Origin of the sequence: Xylanibacter brevis ATCC 19188 (assembly GCF_000621725.1) — a bacterium.
Classification (GTDB): domain Bacteria; phylum Bacteroidota; class Bacteroidia; order Bacteroidales; family Bacteroidaceae; genus Prevotella; species Prevotella brevis.
Genome location: NZ_JHXM01000024.1, coordinates 14,961 through 29,947, shown reverse-complemented (window position 1 = coordinate 29,947; position 14,987 = coordinate 14,961). Strand labels below are relative to the sequence as shown.

Here is a 14,987-nt window from a genome sequence, read left to right as displayed (position 1 = left end):
GACGAGATCCAGCGCAACGCATCTGTCAAGAAATCTGACGTGAAGGCCGTGCTCTGCGAGCTGAGCGAGGTGATGAACCAGAAGCTCATTCAGGGTGGTCGCGTGGTGCTCGACGGCATCGGTGCCTTCAAGGTGACTATCAACACCGTAGGTGCCGAAACAGCGAAGGACTTCACCGCCAACAACATCAAGTCGGTACGCATCCTCTTCCAGCCCGAGACGCGCATCGTGGACAACCACCGCATCAAATCCATGCTCAACGGCATCCGACTAAAGGAGCAGGAGAAGTATAGCAGCGAGGAAGAGGAGGAGGAGAATGAGAATGAGGACTAACCCCTCAAACCCCTCCCTTCAAGGGGAGGGGCAGGGGTGGGGTCTGTATCTCCATTTGTAGTTAGAACAACACTGACCCCACCCCCGACCCCTCCCGAGGGAGGTTTGGCCTGCTTCGCAGGGAAATTTTTCAAAATTGAAAACAAAATTTTTCATTTTTATTTTCTTTCTCGCCTGACACAAGCCGAAGGGATATAAATCTCTTTTTAATTTTGAATCAAATTTTGAATAATTTCCCGCCGCAGGCGGCCCCAAATCGTAATTAACCAAATTAATCGAATAATACTATGAAGAAACTGGAAACTTGGAAGTTTGTATTGCAAACTGTTATCGCCATACTTACGGCCATTGCTACTAGCCTCGGCGTGGCTAGTTGTATGAATTGACCCCTCCCTTCAAGGGCAGTTAGAACAACACTGACCCCACCCCCAACCCCTCCCCTACATGGGAGGGGAGCGCCTACGGAGTCCTTGGATTTTCAACCGCATAGTACGAAAGATTCCTTTTGGGGTATGTTCTATAAATTGCATATATCATCCGCTGAACTCCCCTCCCTTCAAGGGGAGGGGCTGGGGGGTGGGGTCTGTAACTCCATTGGCAGTTAGAACAACACTGACCCCACCCCCGACCCCTCCCCTACATGGGAGGGGAGTGGCTGCGCAAGGTTCAAGCTAAGGAAGCTAGTTGTATGAACTAGAAATTAGGAGCCACTTCACTATGGGCTCCTATTTTTTTAGACGAACCTTTGGACACTACGATTATTTTATATATCTTTGCAGACATAAAAAGCAAACGAGATAAAACTATGAAGATGCTACTCACTGTGGCAATAATGCAGATTGCAATCATCAAGGCTGTTGCCACACCCATAGACCAACTGTTGGAGCGCATAGACAAAGGGGCTTCACAGAAATTCAAAATAGAACTAAGACAGGAGAAGACGACCAAAAATGTGGATGCCGTACAAAAAGACTTCTTCGAACTGGACCAACAGGGACAGCGCGTGGTGGTGAGGGGCAACTCGTGGGTCAACATCGCCGTGGGCATCAACTGGTATCTGAAGTACTATGCTGGCATACATCTGACGTGGAACCACATGACAGCTCAGCTGCCAAAGATACTGCCACGCGTCGAGAAACGTGAACGTCATGACACGCCCCTGACGTTGCGCTATGCCTACAACTACTGCACTTTTTCTTATTCCATGGCCTTCTGGGACTGGGAGCGCTGGCAACAAGAGATTGACTGGTTGGCGCTGCACGGTGTCAATATGCCACTGGCTATTGTGGGTGAAGAATGCGTGTGGCGCGAGATGCTGCTGAAGCTGGGATACGACGAGGAACAGATAGGAAAATTCATTGCAGGACCGGCTTTCTTGGCGTGGTGGGAGATGAACAACCTGGAGGGTTGGGGCGGACCGCTCCCACGCTCATGGTACGACCGCCAAGCACGGCTTCAGCGACAGATACTGAAACGCATGAAAGAACTGGGCATGCACCCCGTACTGCCAGGCTATTGCGGTATGATGCCTTCTGACTATACCAACGACAAAAAAGTGCTGTGGAATGGCTTTACACGTCCGTCCAATGCTCCAACCACCGACCCGCGCTTCGATGATATCAGCAAGTTATACTATGACGAGCTGACACGACTCTACGGTAAGGCCGACTACTACTCGATGGACCCATTCCATGAGAGCAGCGACGATGCTTCTATTGATTATGCTGAAGCTGGACGTAAACTCATGACGGCCATGAAAAGGGTGAACCCACAGGCCACATGGGTGATTCAGGGTTGGACCGAGAATCCTCGACCTGAGATGATTGATGCATTGAAACCGGGCGACCTGCTTATATTGGACTTATTCTCGGAATGTCGCCCCATGTATGGTGCTCCATCGATTTGGCGTCGCAAGGATGGTTACAAACAACACCAATGGTTGTTCTGTCTGCTCCAGAACTTTGGTGCCAACGTAGGCTTACACGGTCGCATGGATCAACTATTAGACAACTTCTACAGCGTGGACCAGCCCACCATGAAGGGCATTGGTTTCACCATGGAGGGCACAGAGAACAACCCTGTGATGTTTGAACTGATGAGCGAGCTGCCATGGCGCCCCCAAAAGTTCGAAAAAGAACAGTGGGTCAAAGGCTATGTACATGCCAGATATGGCCTTTCAACAACCACCGATGAGAAAGGAAAGAATGCTGACAACACCTCTCAGTTCTCGACTCTCACTTCTCACTTAGAAGATGCTTGGCTCCTTCTTGCCCGTACCATCTACAACTGTCCGGCAGGCAACAACCAGCAGGGCCCTCACGAGAGCATCTTCTGCGGTCGTCCGTCACAAAACAATTTCCAGGCTTCATCGTGGTCGAAGATGAAGAACTACTACACGCCCGCCTCTACACTGGAGGCAGCACGACTTTTCCTGGAGGGCGTCACACCGATACTTACGAACAGCGATGATAGCAAGGCCATTTCACCGACTGGCTGCGAGCGAGCTGCTTTCGACCTTGTTGACATAACCCGTCAGGCGCTGGCCGACCAGGCTCGCGTGCAATATCAGCACACCATTGCCGACTATAAGGCCTTCGACATTGATGCTTTCCGCCGCGACAGCCAGCGCTTCCTTGAGATGCTACTGCTGCAAGACGAACTGCTTGGCACCTGCCGAGAGTTCCGACTGGGCCACTGGCTGGAGGCTGCCAAACGCTGTGGCACTACCACAGACGAACAACAGCTCTACGAATGGAATGCACGTGTGCAGATTACCACGTGGGGAAATCGCTACTGTGCAGACACTGGTGGACTCCGCGACTATGCCCACAAGGAATGGCAGGGACTACTGAAGGATTTTTACTATCCCCGATGGAAAACTTATTTCGATGCTCTCCTGGCACAAATGGAAGCACAATTGCATCCACAACCCGAGCTATTAGGAGGTGGACCGAACGCCAACAAGACTGCTGCAGAGCTCTTTGCAATGGCTCTGCCACAGGAGGTGACCATCGACTGGTATGCCATGGAAGAGCCTTGGACAAAGGCTCATAACATCTACTCTGCAGAACCTGAGGGTAATGCCCTACAGGTAGCTCAAAAAATCATGAAATTTCTCTATGGAAAATAAACAAAGACTGCTGTCGCTGGACATCCTGCGCGGCATGACCGTAGCTGGCATGATATTAGTAAACAATGGCTACGGCGAATCGTTCACCATGCTGGGACACTCTCGATGGAACGGACTGACGCCCTGCGACCTGGTTTTCCCGTTCTTTCTTTTCATCGTTGGCATTGCTTGTTATTTGTCACTGGCTAAAGGAGGATTCACCCCCACCCCACAAACACTGCGACGCATTGCCAAGCGTACGATATTACTCTTCGTGATAGGCCTGGCCATCAACTGGTTTCATGATGCCCTGAAAGGCGACCCTCTAGGATTCGACCACCTGCGTCTGTGGGCGGTGATGCAACGAATAGCCCTATGTTATGGCGCTGTATCACTCATCGCGCTATATATGAATCATCGTTACATCGTGCCTCTTGTCATAGCGCTTTTGAGCGGATACACATTATTATTAATATGGGGCAATGGCTATAGCGAGGATGCCACACAGAACATACTGGCACTGGCCGACAGGAGCCTGTTTGGCTACGCCCATCTCTACCACAAGAGTCCTGTGGATCCCGAAGGACTGCTGGGCACCATCTCAAGCATTGCCCACGTACTGATTGGTTTCTACTGCGGCAAGGCCATCTACATGGCTAAAAGCGTGGAACACAAGGTAATGGGACTCTTCGTCATTGGCACCGTATGTCTGGTGGCAGGCTATCTGTTGAGCTTCGGACTGCCACTGAACAAACGCATCTGGAGCCCCTCATACGTGTTGGTAACCTGTGCACTGGCAGCCTTGCTGCAAGCCCTGTTGATGTGGCTGATTGACATTCGTCAAAAAAACAGATGGTCTGAGCCTTTCCGCGTCTTTGGAATGAATGCGCTGGCTCTCTACGTGGCAAGTGAGTTACTCTCCATCATTTTCAATCAAACTGGCATTAACAACCTTGTTTACAACGCATTACACACGTTTATCATTCCACTCAAATGGGCTTCATTGGCCTACGCACTCACTTTCGTAGCGCTAAACTATGCTATTGGTTACGCACTCTACAGAAAGCAAATTTATATTAAATTATAAACAGTATCATTTTTTTTTAGTAACTTTGCGGCCTAAAAGAATATATTCGAATATAAAAGATATGAACGTACTTGAACTGAGTGAACAAGAAATTCTTCGCCGACAGTCGCTCGACGAACTGCGCAAGATGGGCATCAACCCCTACCCTGCTGCAGAGTATTCCGTAAATGCATGGAGCACAGATATCATTGAAAACTTCGAGGATCTGCCAGTCATCGGTAAGGATGAAGAAGGCAACGACGTGCGCGAGACTGCCACACCCGAGAACAGCCGCATGGTGAGCATCGCAGGCCGTATCATGAGCAAGAGCATCATGGGTAAGGCTGCCTTTGCCAAACTGCAGGACTCTAAGGGGCGCATACAGGTGTATGTGCAGCGCGACTCTATCTGTCCCAATGAGAATAAAGACCTCTACAACATTGTTTTCAAGAAGTTGCTGGATTTGGGCGACTTCATCGGTGTAAAGGGCTACGTATTCCGTACCAAGACGGGCGAAATCAGTGTTCACGTCATGGAGATGACCGTACTGAGCAAGAGTCTGAAGCCACTGCCCGTGGTGAAGACCGATGCCGACGGAAAGGTTTACGACGCCTTCGACGATCCCGAGCTTCGCTATCGTCAGCGCTACGTTGACTTGATTGTAAATGCAGGCGTAAAAGATACGTTCCTCAAGCGTGCCACCATCATTCGCACCATGCGTAGCATTCTAGACAATGCTGGCTACACCGAGGTGGACACACCTATCTTGCAGAACATCGCTGGTGGTGCATCGGCTCGTCCGTTCATCACACACTTCAATGCCCTGAATCAGGACATGTATATGCGTATTGCCACAGAGCTCTATCTGAAGCGCCTCATCGTGGGTGGCTTCGAGGGTGTCTATGAGATGGGCAAGAACTTCCGCAACGAGGGTATGGACAAGACCCACAACCCAGAGTTTACCTGCATGGAGCTCTATGTGAGCTACAAAGACCTGCTGTGGGGTATGACATTCACCGAGCAGATGTTGGAGAAGATTTGTACAGCCGTAAACGGCAAGCCCGAGGTCGAGATCGACGGTAAGGTGATTTCTTTCAAGGCCCCCTTCCGCCGTCTGCCTATCCTCGATGCTATCAAGGAGAAGACTGGTTTCGACTGCGACGGCAAGAGCGAGGATGAGATCCGTCAGTTCTGCCTCTCTAAGGGCATGGATGTTGACGAGACCATGGGTAAGGGTAAGCTCATCGACGAACTCTTTGGCGAGTTCTGCGAAGGCAGCTTTATTCAGCCCACCTTCATCACAGACTATCCCGTGGAGATGTCGCCTCTTACCAAGATGCACCGTTCTAAGCCCGGCCTTACCGAGCGTTTCGAGCTGATGGTCAACGGTAAGGAGTTGGCCAACGCCTACTCTGAGTTGAACGACCCCATCGACCAGGAGGAGCGCTTCAAGGAGCAGATGCGACTGGCCGACAAGGGTGATGACGAGGCTATGATTATCGACCACGACTTCCTGCGTGCTCTCCAGTACGGTATGCCACCAACCTTCGGTATTGGTATCGGTATCGACCGTCTGGTGATGTTGCTCACTGGTAAGTTTGCCATCGGCGAGGTGATGCTGTTCCCACAGATGAAACCTGAGAAGAAAGCACCTCAGAGCAGCATCCAGGAGTGGGCCGCAATTGGCGTAGCCGAGGATTGGGTCTATGTACTGCGTAAGGCTGGTTTCTATTTGATTCAAGATATCAAAAACGAGAAGCCACAGGGTCTGCAGCAGAAGATCGGCGACATCGTCAAGAAATACAAGCTCGACCTGCAGAAGCCAAGTGTTGACGAGGTAGCAGCTTGGATTGAAAAGGCACAAGCCTAATTTCAATTAGCAATTAATCTCATGTTCGACTGCGGAAAAATAGCAATCATCGGTGGTGGCAGCTGGGCAACAGCTATAGCCAAGATTGTGGTGAGCCATACGCACCACATAGGTTGGTATATGCGTCGCGATGATCAGATAGAAGATTTCAAGCGACTGAACCACAACCCAAGATACCTGACCGGTGTTCACTTCAACATCAACGAGATTGAGTTCGATAGCGACCTCAACAAGATTGTAGAGAAGTACGACACACTGGTATTTGTGGTACCATCGCCCTATCTGAAGAATCACCTGAGAAAGCTGAAGACGCGTCTCAAGGATAAGTTCATCGTAACAGCCATCAAGGGTATCGTGCCCGACGAGAACCTCATCTGTTCGGAGTATTTCCATCAGGTGTTCGACGTGTCACACGACAACCTGGCTTGTTTGGGAGGTCCCTCGCATGCTGAAGAGGTGGCACTGGAACGACTGAGCTACCTCACCGTGGGATGCGCCAACCTGGAGAAGGCTCAGGCCTTTGCCGACGTTCTGACCAGCCAGTTTATCAAGACCAAGACATCGACCGATGTCATCGGCATTGAATACTCTTCGGTGCTAAAGAACGTATATGCTATCGCTGCCGGCATCTGCAACGGACTGAAGTTTGGCGACAACTTCCAAGCCGTGCTGATGGCTAACTCGGTACAGGAGATGGCGCGCTTCCTACAAGCTGTACACCCCATCGAGCGTAACGTGTGCGACTCAGCCTATCTGGGCGACCTGCTGGTGACAGGCTATTCAAACTTTTCGCGCAACCGCGTTTTCGGTACCATGATTGGTAAGGGCTATTCCGTAAAGAGCGCACAGATGGAAATGGAAATGATTGCCGAGGGCTACTTCGGTACCAAGTGCATGAAGGAGATCAATCGCCACTGGCATGTCAACATGCCTATTCTCGATGCTGTCTATAACATCCTATACGAGCGCATCACGCCGCAGATCGAGATTAAGTTGCTGACAGATTCATTCAGATAACAAATAGTAAACATACAACAACACTTTATATAGTAAGAAATGAAAAGTATTAGTCTTGACATCACAAAGGCAGCTTGCTTTCTTGAAGCAGGCGCAGTGAAGGCTTTCGAGCCTAAAGTGAAAGCCGCACAAGAGGCTTTAGAGAACGGCACATGCCCTGGCAACGACTTCCTCGGCTGGTTGCACCTGCCCTCATCTATCACACCCGCTTTCCTCGACGAGATTCAGGCCACAGCCAACGTGCTTCGCGAGAACTGCGAGGCTATCGTCGTAGCTGGTATCGGTGGTTCATACCTGGGCGCACGCGCCGTCATCGAGTCGCTGAGCAACTCGTTCACCTGGCTCATTCAGGACAAGAAGAACCCCACCATCCTCTTTGCAGGCAATAACATCGGTGAAGACTATCTGTTCGAACTGACAGAATACCTGAAAGGAAAGAAATTCGGTGTCATCAACATCTCTAAGAGTGGTACCACCACCGAGACTGCTCTGACCTTCCGTCTGCTGAAGAAGCAGTGCGAGGCTCAGCGTGGTAAGGAAGAGGCAAAGAAGGTGATCGTGGCTGTTACCGACGCTAAGCGCGGTGCTGCACGTACCTGTGCTGATAAGGAAGGCTACAAGAGCTTCATCATCCCCGACAACGTAGGTGGTCGTTTCTCTGTGCTGACTCCTGTAGGTCTGCTGCCTATTGCTTGTGCTGGTTTCGATGTAAAGGCACTTGTTTCTGGTGCTCAGGATATGGAGAAGGCTTGTGGCAAGGATGTTCCCTTCGAGCAGAACCTCGCTGCACAGTATGCTGCCGTACGTAACGGTCTCTATCAGAACGGCAAGAAGATTGAAATCATGGTGAACTACCAGCCTAAGCTGCACTTCTTCTCTGAATGGTGGAAGCAGCTCTATGGCGAGTCAGAGGGTAAGGACGGCAAGGGCATCTTCCCTGCAAGCGTTGACTTCACCACCGACCTGCACTCTATGGGTCAGTGGATTCAGGAAGGCGAGCGCACCATCTTCGAGACAGTTATCTCTGTAGAGGAGCCCGAGAAGAAGCTGCTCTTCCCCGAGGATGAGGAGAACCTGGATGGTCTGAACTTCCTGGCTGGCAAGCGTGTTGACGAGGTCAACAAGATGGCTGAGCTGGGTACACGTCTGGCTCACGTGGATGGCGGTGTGCCCAACATGCGCATCAGCGTTCCACAGCTCAACGAGTACTACATCGGTCAGCTCATCTACTTCTTCGAGATCGCCTGCGGTATCAGTGGCAACATCCTTGAGGTGAACCCATTCAACCAGCCTGGTGTAGAGGCATACAAGAAGAACATGTTTGCCCTGCTCGAGAAGCCTGGCTATGAGGCTGAGACAAAGGCTATCAAGGCTCGCCTTGAAAGTGAGAAATAAAAGAAATGACAGAACAAGTTATTCAAGGATACTTAGAGAAACACGGCTTCGGGCAGTTTAGCCCGAAAGCCGTGCTTTTTGATATGGACGGGGTGCTCTACGACTCTATGCCAAACCATGCCATTGCGTGGCAAGAGTCAATGAAAACCTTCGGCATACACATGACAGCCAACGATGCCTACGCTACTGAAGGTGCACGTGGCATCGACACCATACGTATGATGGTGAAACAACAACAAGGACGCGACATCTCGTTGGAAGAAGCTCAACGCATGTACGACGAGAAGACCCGTCTGTTTCATCTGATGCCTGAAGCCAAGATGATGCCTGGCATACAGGATTTGATGAAGAAAATACATGCAGACGGTTTATCTATCGGTGTGGTTACAGGCAGCGGACAACGTCCACTGATAGAACGACTGCTGCGCGACTTCAACGACTATCTGGACGAGAGTCGCATCGTCACTGCCTACGACGTGAAACGTGGAAAACCATACCCAGATCCCTATCTGATGGGACTCGAGAAAGCAGGCAATCTGAAACCATGGGAAGCTATCGTTGTAGAGAATGCGCCCTTAGGCGTGAAAGCAGGTGTAGCAGCCCGCATATTCACTATTGCTGTAAATACGGGGCCGCTTGAAGACGATATTCTGAAAAACGCAGGAGCTAATCTGGTATTCCCAACGATGGTATCGTTGGCAGAACACTGGGCAATTTAAAATACTACGAATCAGTTATTGCCCTGAATCTTCAGCGTCATCGTCAAATTCATCTAACATATCATTATCCACCTTGATGGCCATCCCCTGCTGTGCATTGATGCTCAACTCGAGTGGAAGATATTCATCATCGAGTGCATCGGGGTGTGCAATAGCTACAGAAAACTCCAGCTCGCCATTATCCACCTCGTTGAAACGCATGCTTGACAACAGGCCGTTGCGCTGATAGTCGGCATTCAGATAGGAAGCGAACGTGCTTTTCGAGAATTTCTTGTGGAAGAAAACCGACTGGTCACTTCTCAACACAGTCAACGTCACATAGTTATCTTTATACTTTTGTCCTATCTCGTCAGAGAGCATCGGCAGACTGTCGCTTGCTGTGCGGTCTATCTTGACATAATAAACAGCATTCTTCCAGCGAACAGTGTCCGACAGATGTTCGTCGTTCATAGCGATAGGAGCCTGTGGACGTTTAGGCACATACTTTGTCGTTATGATATCTTCTTGTTTCTTTTTCTCTTTACAGGCGCCAAGCATCATGATGCCGGCAACCAGAACGATTGGTAGCAAATATCTCATAGTGGGGGCAAAGATACGAAAAGTTGAGAAAAGTGCAAAAGGAATAAAGAAGAAATCAACAAAAAAAACGCAAAGAGCATCGTGAGCTCATTGCGTTTCTCTTTTATCCCAATTTACAATCTTAATCCTTTTTAGGGCGTCGGTCGCCATTAAAACGAGGATTCTGGCGCATCATTTTCTTCATATCTTCGGTGTAGGCCTTGAACTGCTTCTCTGTGAGAATGGTCTTCAGTTCTGTCTCGTAAGCCTCCTGATTCTTGCGCATCGCCTGACGGATAGAATCTCTGTTAGCCTGCGATAAGTGCTGTCTCATCTGCTGACCACCATTGCGCTGCATACCACCATGACGTCCGCCACGCATGCCGCGCTCGCCACGCATATTCTTGGCATACTTTGTGTTCAGTTCTTTCAACTTAGCTGTTTGTTCCTCGTTAAGTCCATAGCTCTCCGCCATCTTCTTGGTGCGCTGATTAATCATCTCAGTAGGATTAAACTGTCTGCGGTTCTGCTTCACACGAGTTGAATCTTGAGCTACTGCACTCATACTGATGGTCATCATGGCGACCAGTGCTAATACTATCTTTTTCATTGTATGTTTCCTCTTTCTTTTTGTTTGTTAATACTATGGTTTAATAGTTGCAACTGCTTCTTTGATGCAACCATACAAGAAAGGTTTAACAATGAAAGATATATTAATGAATTTTAGCAATCTCGAGTACGGTCAAGACACCGTTCTCCACCCTGAACCGAACATCCCTACCAGCAAACGGCATTCCATAGACACGCGATTCATCGTGATGATAGCGAGGACGTGGATCTTGAGAGAGCACCTGACGCAGTCCCTTCAGTTCCACCTCAGAAAACTGCGAGGCCAAGGCGTCGGGCAATTGTACGGTGAGTGGTTGCCACTCCACCCTATCCACGAAACCACTACGTGCATCGGGACGACTGTCGGCATACACCACATAAGGTTTAATATCATAGATAGGCGTTCCATCCATCAGGTCGGCACCAGCCACATGTATCACCGGACCATCCGGAGTGTTTATCTCCACCTTATTAATATATACGCACGAAAGTCCCAGACGGTTGGGACGGAAGGGCGAACGCGAGGCGAACACCCCCACTCGCTCGTTACCCCCCAGTCGTGGTGGGCGCACCGTCAGGTTAGCATTCTCCACGCGATTGCCGCTGAACTCCCATATCAACCAGAGGTAGTCGAACTGGTCAAGTCCACGTATCGCATCGGGATTCTGAAACTCTGGTACAAAAACGATGGTGCCCTGCAAGTCGTTCATCAATCCACTTTGTCGAGGAATGCCAAACTTAGAAGTCATGGGCGAATGGAAATAGGCTATAGGTTCAATGTTCATCTTTACGAAACGATTTAGAAAGTGGCACGCAACAAGATGCGTATGCCCTGTTTGCTGACGCCTGGGTTGTTCAGGTACGACAGACGTCTCACATACTGTACCTGTAATATTTTGAATATGTTGTGAATACCAACAGACAGTTCCCAGTAGGGTTTATGACCATCCATCACATTGTAGGCGCCATCAGGGAAAGCCATCAGGATGTCGCTCTGCGCATTCTCAGCCAGACAAGGGTTGTTTTTATCTGTCAGACTACCCCACAAGCACTTCACGCCTACCCATTCACGCCATTTCAGATGACGCAGCAACGGGATACGGTTGAGAATCTTGCCATTCATGTTCCAGTCGATCATCAGCGAAGCATAACGGTCGTTCAAGAACTCCATATTGTTCAACAGGTTGAACGACTCACGCTGCAACACATAACTCAAGTTGGCTGCCGGCATGATCAGCAGCGGATAAGGAACCTGGTTCCACTGGGCACCCACCTTGAGATAGGTATCCACACGTCCCCATGCCATTGGCAACCAGACGCGACTAGAAAACGATGCTTCCGTGAAATTATAGTCATAGTGTCCACCCAACAAACCGTCAAAACCCATCGTATGCTTCAATTCGAAGACAGCTACCTCCTTGTTCAGCACATGACGTCGCTGCTTGGTGTTCACATAGGTCTCGCCTGGCGACAGACGGATACCGACGGTAGCTTCCGTATAGCGTAGCGACGTCAGCAACTGTTGGTCACGGAGCCTTTTCATCTCCATGCTGCCAATAGATGTCACCTTCTCGGTCTTTGCCTCTAGCAAATACTTGATGCCCCACTCTTTCTCGTATTCAAACTTCAGCGACTGGGTATTATAGAGGAACATCTTGTCCACATCCGTCACCTTGAACGACGTGAACACATTGTCCTTGTCGGTGGTCAGGAACTTATCGCTAGGCATCGCAACATCGCGGGACGAGAGGAAGGTAACGGCCTGCTTCGGAAACTCGCGAGGCAGGTACTCCGGACGGTTGAAGGTATAGGTCACCTCACCACTATAGTAGTTCTGCTTAGACTTTATGCCACGGGCATAATAGCCCTTCAGGAACAAGTGTGGATGAAGATTGGCGGTGGTCTGTGCACTAGCTCTTAGGCGCCACTTGTCGTAGAAGTTCTGCGACACAATCGTGTTGATAGGACCAATATCAACCTTGCTGGGATGCTCCTTGGTGCCCGTCTCTAAATAGTTCTCGAAGAGCGCCTTCAAGCCAAACATGATATATTGGAAGCCCTTCATCTGTTGCATGCCTTTCACAAACTGACTCATCGAGGCTTCGCTGCGGGTCAACTCCACCTGTCGGTATTGATGCCAGAAGGCCTCATCGCGCCGCTCAGCATCGGGTGCTTTTGTCTGTTTCTTGTTTCCACCCAACAGGTGGTCAGGCAAGACATCGAACGAGAAGTCGCTACGACGGGTGTTTCTCACCACCATCATCTTCTGGACGAAATCGGAAACCATCAGTTCCACAATCATATCATCGATGCCCAACACCCACTCGCCATTATCCAACTGCACAAACTCTTGTAGGCACTGCATGTTTTCTACCCAGTTCAGTTCACTGGAACCGGGAACGGTCAGTTCGCAACGGCGCACCTGGTAAGACGAGTCTGCCAACACATAGAGTTGTCCGCGGAAACCAACATCCTGTTGGTTGTTAGGTGTAAAGTCAAGATGATAACAGAGATCATTACCCACATACACGGTGTCTGTGATGTAATAGCGATAGAAAGCAATGGCATTCCGACCTATAGGACTGGTGAACGACTGTCGGAGTATCTGTATCTGGTCGTCGTAGATATCCACATCGGCAAACACGTCTTTCATCACTGCCGTCAGGATATCGCCCGTCTGGAACAGGTCGTTGACACCATTTGACGTCTGCCCAATCACCACCTGTCGCTCTGTCTCTGGCTGTTTTCTGTAATATTCCTTCGTCACGGTTTCCTCGAGCGATACCGGCAGCACCAGCTTGTTGTTGTAGGGCGACACCTCTACCTGATTCAGCAGCCATGCATGTTTTTTGAACATGCCGTGGTCGATAGTCTTAGGTGTCAGGTCGTTCAGTCCCAGCATGATTTTCTGGTAGTTGCAGTACTGATAGAAGTCGTGATTCTTCAACCTGTTATGACGACGATGGGCTATCACCTGCCTCATCAGATCCACAGCGGGGTTGTTTTTACGACTATATCTCGCACGCTTTGACTTGATCGTAACCTCCTGTATCTGTTGCGACTCGGCCGAAAGACGTATCACCAGGTGTTTTGGTGTGGACGAGGTCACATTGACCACATGCGTCACGTACCCCACCGAACTGATACTCAAGGCCCAACCAATATGTCGGGGAATGGTGAAGCGCCCTTCTCCATCGCACGAGACGGCCACACTGTTTCCACTATACTTGACGCTGGCATAAGGCACAGGACCTCCGTCATGAGCATCGACAACCTCGCCGGTTATCTGTGCCAATGCCGTCTGCACCATCAGCAGAAGAAGAGAAAACAGTAATATACGACGTTTCAAGCTATAGTAGTTTTTAACAATTCAACCGTGCAAAGTTACGAAATAATTTCGTAATTTCAAATAAAATATATACTTTTGCACGCAACAATGAAAAGACTACCCTTCATTCCTACCATCATAGCCACAGGCCTGGGCGCTGGCTTCTGGCCCTGGGGACCTGGCACTGCTGGTGCGGTGTTGGCTACGGTCATCTGGTTGGCGTTGTCACAATTGCTGACACCAACTGTCGTCATGCTCATCACTGCTGGTCTCATCCTGCTGTTTACGTGGTTGGGCACATGGGCTACAGCCAGATTGGCACCCTATTGGGGCGATGACCCCAGCAGAGTGGTCATCGACGAGATGATTGGCGTGTGGGTGCCGCTGCTGCTGGCATGCAACTGGTGGACGGCGCTGGTAGCACTGCTCTTGTTCCGTTTCTTTGATATCGTGAAACCATTGGGCATCCGTTCCCTTGACCGACGCAAAGGCGCTTTCTGGGTGATGGCCGACGATCTGTTGGCTGGCATCTACTCTGCCATTGTGCTGGCTGTCATCATTTACATCTCAGGCGCATGGGCAAGATAAAACACGAACTGTGGACCTTCTGCAAAGCACAGCTTTCCGCTCAGGCTGCCACGCTCATCGACTTTGGCATTTCTATCTTTCTTGCAGAGGTGGCAGGCCTCTGGTATCTCTATGCCACCTTTATCGGTGCGCTCACAGGCGGCGTTTGCAACTGTGTATTCAACTACCGTTGGGTGTTCGACAATGAAGGATTGAAGAAGAAGAAGGTGGCCTTCCGCTATACCATCGTATGGATTGGCAGCATTCTGCTGAACACACTCGGCACCTACGCCCTCACAGAGTTCTCCCGCTACTACTTCATCATCACCAAGGCCATCGTGTCGGTGGTGGTTGCCGTGTTCTGGAACTACCAACTGCAACGGCTCTTCGTCTATAAATCGTCACTAAAAGAATAA

General features: G+C 50.0%; 14 protein-coding genes. 10 read left to right on the top strand and 4 right to left on the bottom strand.

Going from position 1 to position 14,987, the window contains the following annotated elements:
* The 8 genes from T433_RS15405 to T433_RS0112000 all read left to right on the top strand — a co-directional run.
* Positions 1-333, top strand: a 333-nt coding sequence (locus T433_RS15405; RefSeq protein ID WP_044109916.1) for an HU family DNA-binding protein, incomplete at its 5' end; no start/stop codon positions are given.
* 287 nt (positions 334-620) lie between these two features.
* A complete protein-coding gene (locus T433_RS16560; protein ID WP_155808313.1) occupies positions 621-719 on the top strand; it encodes a smalltalk protein in 99 nt (32 codons plus the stop codon).
* A gap of 419 nt (positions 720-1,138) precedes the next feature.
* Positions 1,139-3,463 (top strand): alpha-N-acetylglucosaminidase, encoded by a 2,325-nt coding sequence (locus T433_RS0112025; RefSeq protein WP_027455968.1) that lies wholly within the window; start codon positions 1,139-1,141, stop codon positions 3,461-3,463.
* Entirely contained in the window at positions 3,453-4,529 is a 1,077-nt protein-coding gene (locus T433_RS0112020) for an acyltransferase family protein (RefSeq protein WP_027455967.1), read from the top strand. The genes T433_RS0112025 and T433_RS0112020 overlap by 11 nt, the downstream gene beginning before the upstream one ends.
* A gap of 61 nt (positions 4,530-4,590) precedes the next feature.
* Positions 4,591-6,378: a lysine--tRNA ligase gene (gene lysS, locus T433_RS0112015; RefSeq protein ID WP_027455966.1), complete on the top strand. Its 1,788-nt coding sequence runs from the start codon at positions 4,591-4,593 to the stop codon at positions 6,376-6,378.
* Between the two features lie 21 nt (positions 6,379-6,399).
* Positions 6,400-7,395, top strand: coding sequence for an NAD(P)H-dependent glycerol-3-phosphate dehydrogenase (locus T433_RS0112010; protein WP_027450887.1), 996 nt, complete (start codon positions 6,400-6,402; stop codon positions 7,393-7,395).
* A gap of 39 nt (positions 7,396-7,434) precedes the next feature.
* On the top strand, positions 7,435-8,790 hold the full coding sequence (locus tag T433_RS0112005) for a glucose-6-phosphate isomerase (protein WP_027450888.1): 1,356 nt from the start codon (positions 7,435-7,437) through the stop codon (positions 8,788-8,790).
* Between the two features lie 5 nt (positions 8,791-8,795).
* Positions 8,796-9,509, top strand: a complete 714-nt coding sequence (locus T433_RS0112000; protein WP_027455965.1) for an inorganic diphosphatase — start codon at positions 8,796-8,798, stop codon at positions 9,507-9,509.
* 15 nt (positions 9,510-9,524) lie between these two features.
* Here the strand turns inward: T433_RS0112000 and T433_RS0111995 are convergent, their stop codons facing one another.
* The 4 genes from T433_RS0111995 to T433_RS0111975 all read right to left on the bottom strand — a co-directional run bounded on the left by T433_RS0111995 (position 9,525) and on the right by T433_RS0111975 (position 14,025).
* Entirely contained in the window at positions 9,525-10,088 is a 564-nt protein-coding gene (locus tag T433_RS0111995; RefSeq protein WP_081778489.1) for a DUF4738 domain-containing protein, read from the bottom strand.
* Between the two features lie 121 nt (positions 10,089-10,209).
* Positions 10,210-10,677 carry a DUF4890 domain-containing protein gene (locus T433_RS0111985; RefSeq protein ID WP_044109914.1) on the bottom strand — a complete coding sequence of 156 codons (468 nt, stop codon included), beginning with the start codon at positions 10,675-10,677 and terminating at the stop codon, positions 10,210-10,212.
* Between the two features lie 103 nt (positions 10,678-10,780).
* On the bottom strand, positions 10,781-11,461 hold the full coding sequence (gene tsaA, locus T433_RS0111980; RefSeq protein WP_027455962.1) for a tRNA (N6-threonylcarbamoyladenosine(37)-N6)-methyltransferase TrmO: 681 nt from the start codon (positions 11,459-11,461) through the stop codon (positions 10,781-10,783).
* A 14-nt stretch (positions 11,462-11,475) separates the two neighbouring features.
* Positions 11,476-14,025, bottom strand: a complete 2,550-nt coding sequence (locus T433_RS0111975) for a DUF5686 family protein (protein WP_027455961.1) — start codon at positions 14,023-14,025, stop codon at positions 11,476-11,478.
* Between the two features lie 87 nt (positions 14,026-14,112).
* On the opposite strand from T433_RS0111975, the gene T433_RS0111970 reads away from it, so the two are divergent.
* A complete protein-coding gene (locus tag T433_RS0111970; protein WP_027455960.1) occupies positions 14,113-14,592 on the top strand; it encodes a phosphatidylglycerophosphatase A family protein in 480 nt (159 codons plus the stop codon).
* The gene (locus T433_RS0111965) at positions 14,580-14,987 is read left to right on the top strand and encodes a GtrA family protein (RefSeq protein WP_027450895.1); all 408 of its coding nucleotides are present in this window, start codon (positions 14,580-14,582) and stop codon (positions 14,985-14,987) included. Before T433_RS0111970 ends, T433_RS0111965 begins: the two co-directional genes overlap by 13 nt.

Coding starts and splice junctions, on each gene's coding strand:
- T433_RS16560 (WP_155808313.1), top strand. CDS start 621: ATGAAGAAACTGGAAACTTGGAAGTTTGTATTGCAAACTGTTATCGCC.
- T433_RS0112025 (WP_027455968.1), top strand. CDS start 1,139: ATGAAGATGCTACTCACTGTGGCAATAATGCAGATTGCAATCATCAAG.
- T433_RS0112020 (WP_027455967.1), top strand. CDS start 3,453: ATGGAAAATAAACAAAGACTGCTGTCGCTGGACATCCTGCGCGGCATG.
- lysS (WP_027455966.1), top strand. CDS start 4,591: ATGAACGTACTTGAACTGAGTGAACAAGAAATTCTTCGCCGACAGTCG.
- T433_RS0112010 (WP_027450887.1), top strand. CDS start 6,400: ATGTTCGACTGCGGAAAAATAGCAATCATCGGTGGTGGCAGCTGGGCA.
- T433_RS0112005 (WP_027450888.1), top strand. CDS start 7,435: ATGAAAAGTATTAGTCTTGACATCACAAAGGCAGCTTGCTTTCTTGAA.
- T433_RS0112000 (WP_027455965.1), top strand. CDS start 8,796: ATGACAGAACAAGTTATTCAAGGATACTTAGAGAAACACGGCTTCGGG.
- T433_RS0111995 (WP_081778489.1), bottom strand. CDS start 10,088: ATGAGATATTTGCTACCAATCGTTCTGGTTGCCGGCATCATGATGCTT.
- T433_RS0111985 (WP_044109914.1), bottom strand. CDS start 10,677: ATGAAAAAGATAGTATTAGCACTGGTCGCCATGATGACCATCAGTATG.
- tsaA (WP_027455962.1), bottom strand. CDS start 11,461: ATGAACATTGAACCTATAGCCTATTTCCATTCGCCCATGACTTCTAAG.
- T433_RS0111970 (WP_027455960.1), top strand. CDS start 14,113: ATGAAAAGACTACCCTTCATTCCTACCATCATAGCCACAGGCCTGGGC.
- T433_RS0111965 (WP_027450895.1), top strand. CDS start 14,580: ATGGGCAAGATAAAACACGAACTGTGGACCTTCTGCAAAGCACAGCTT.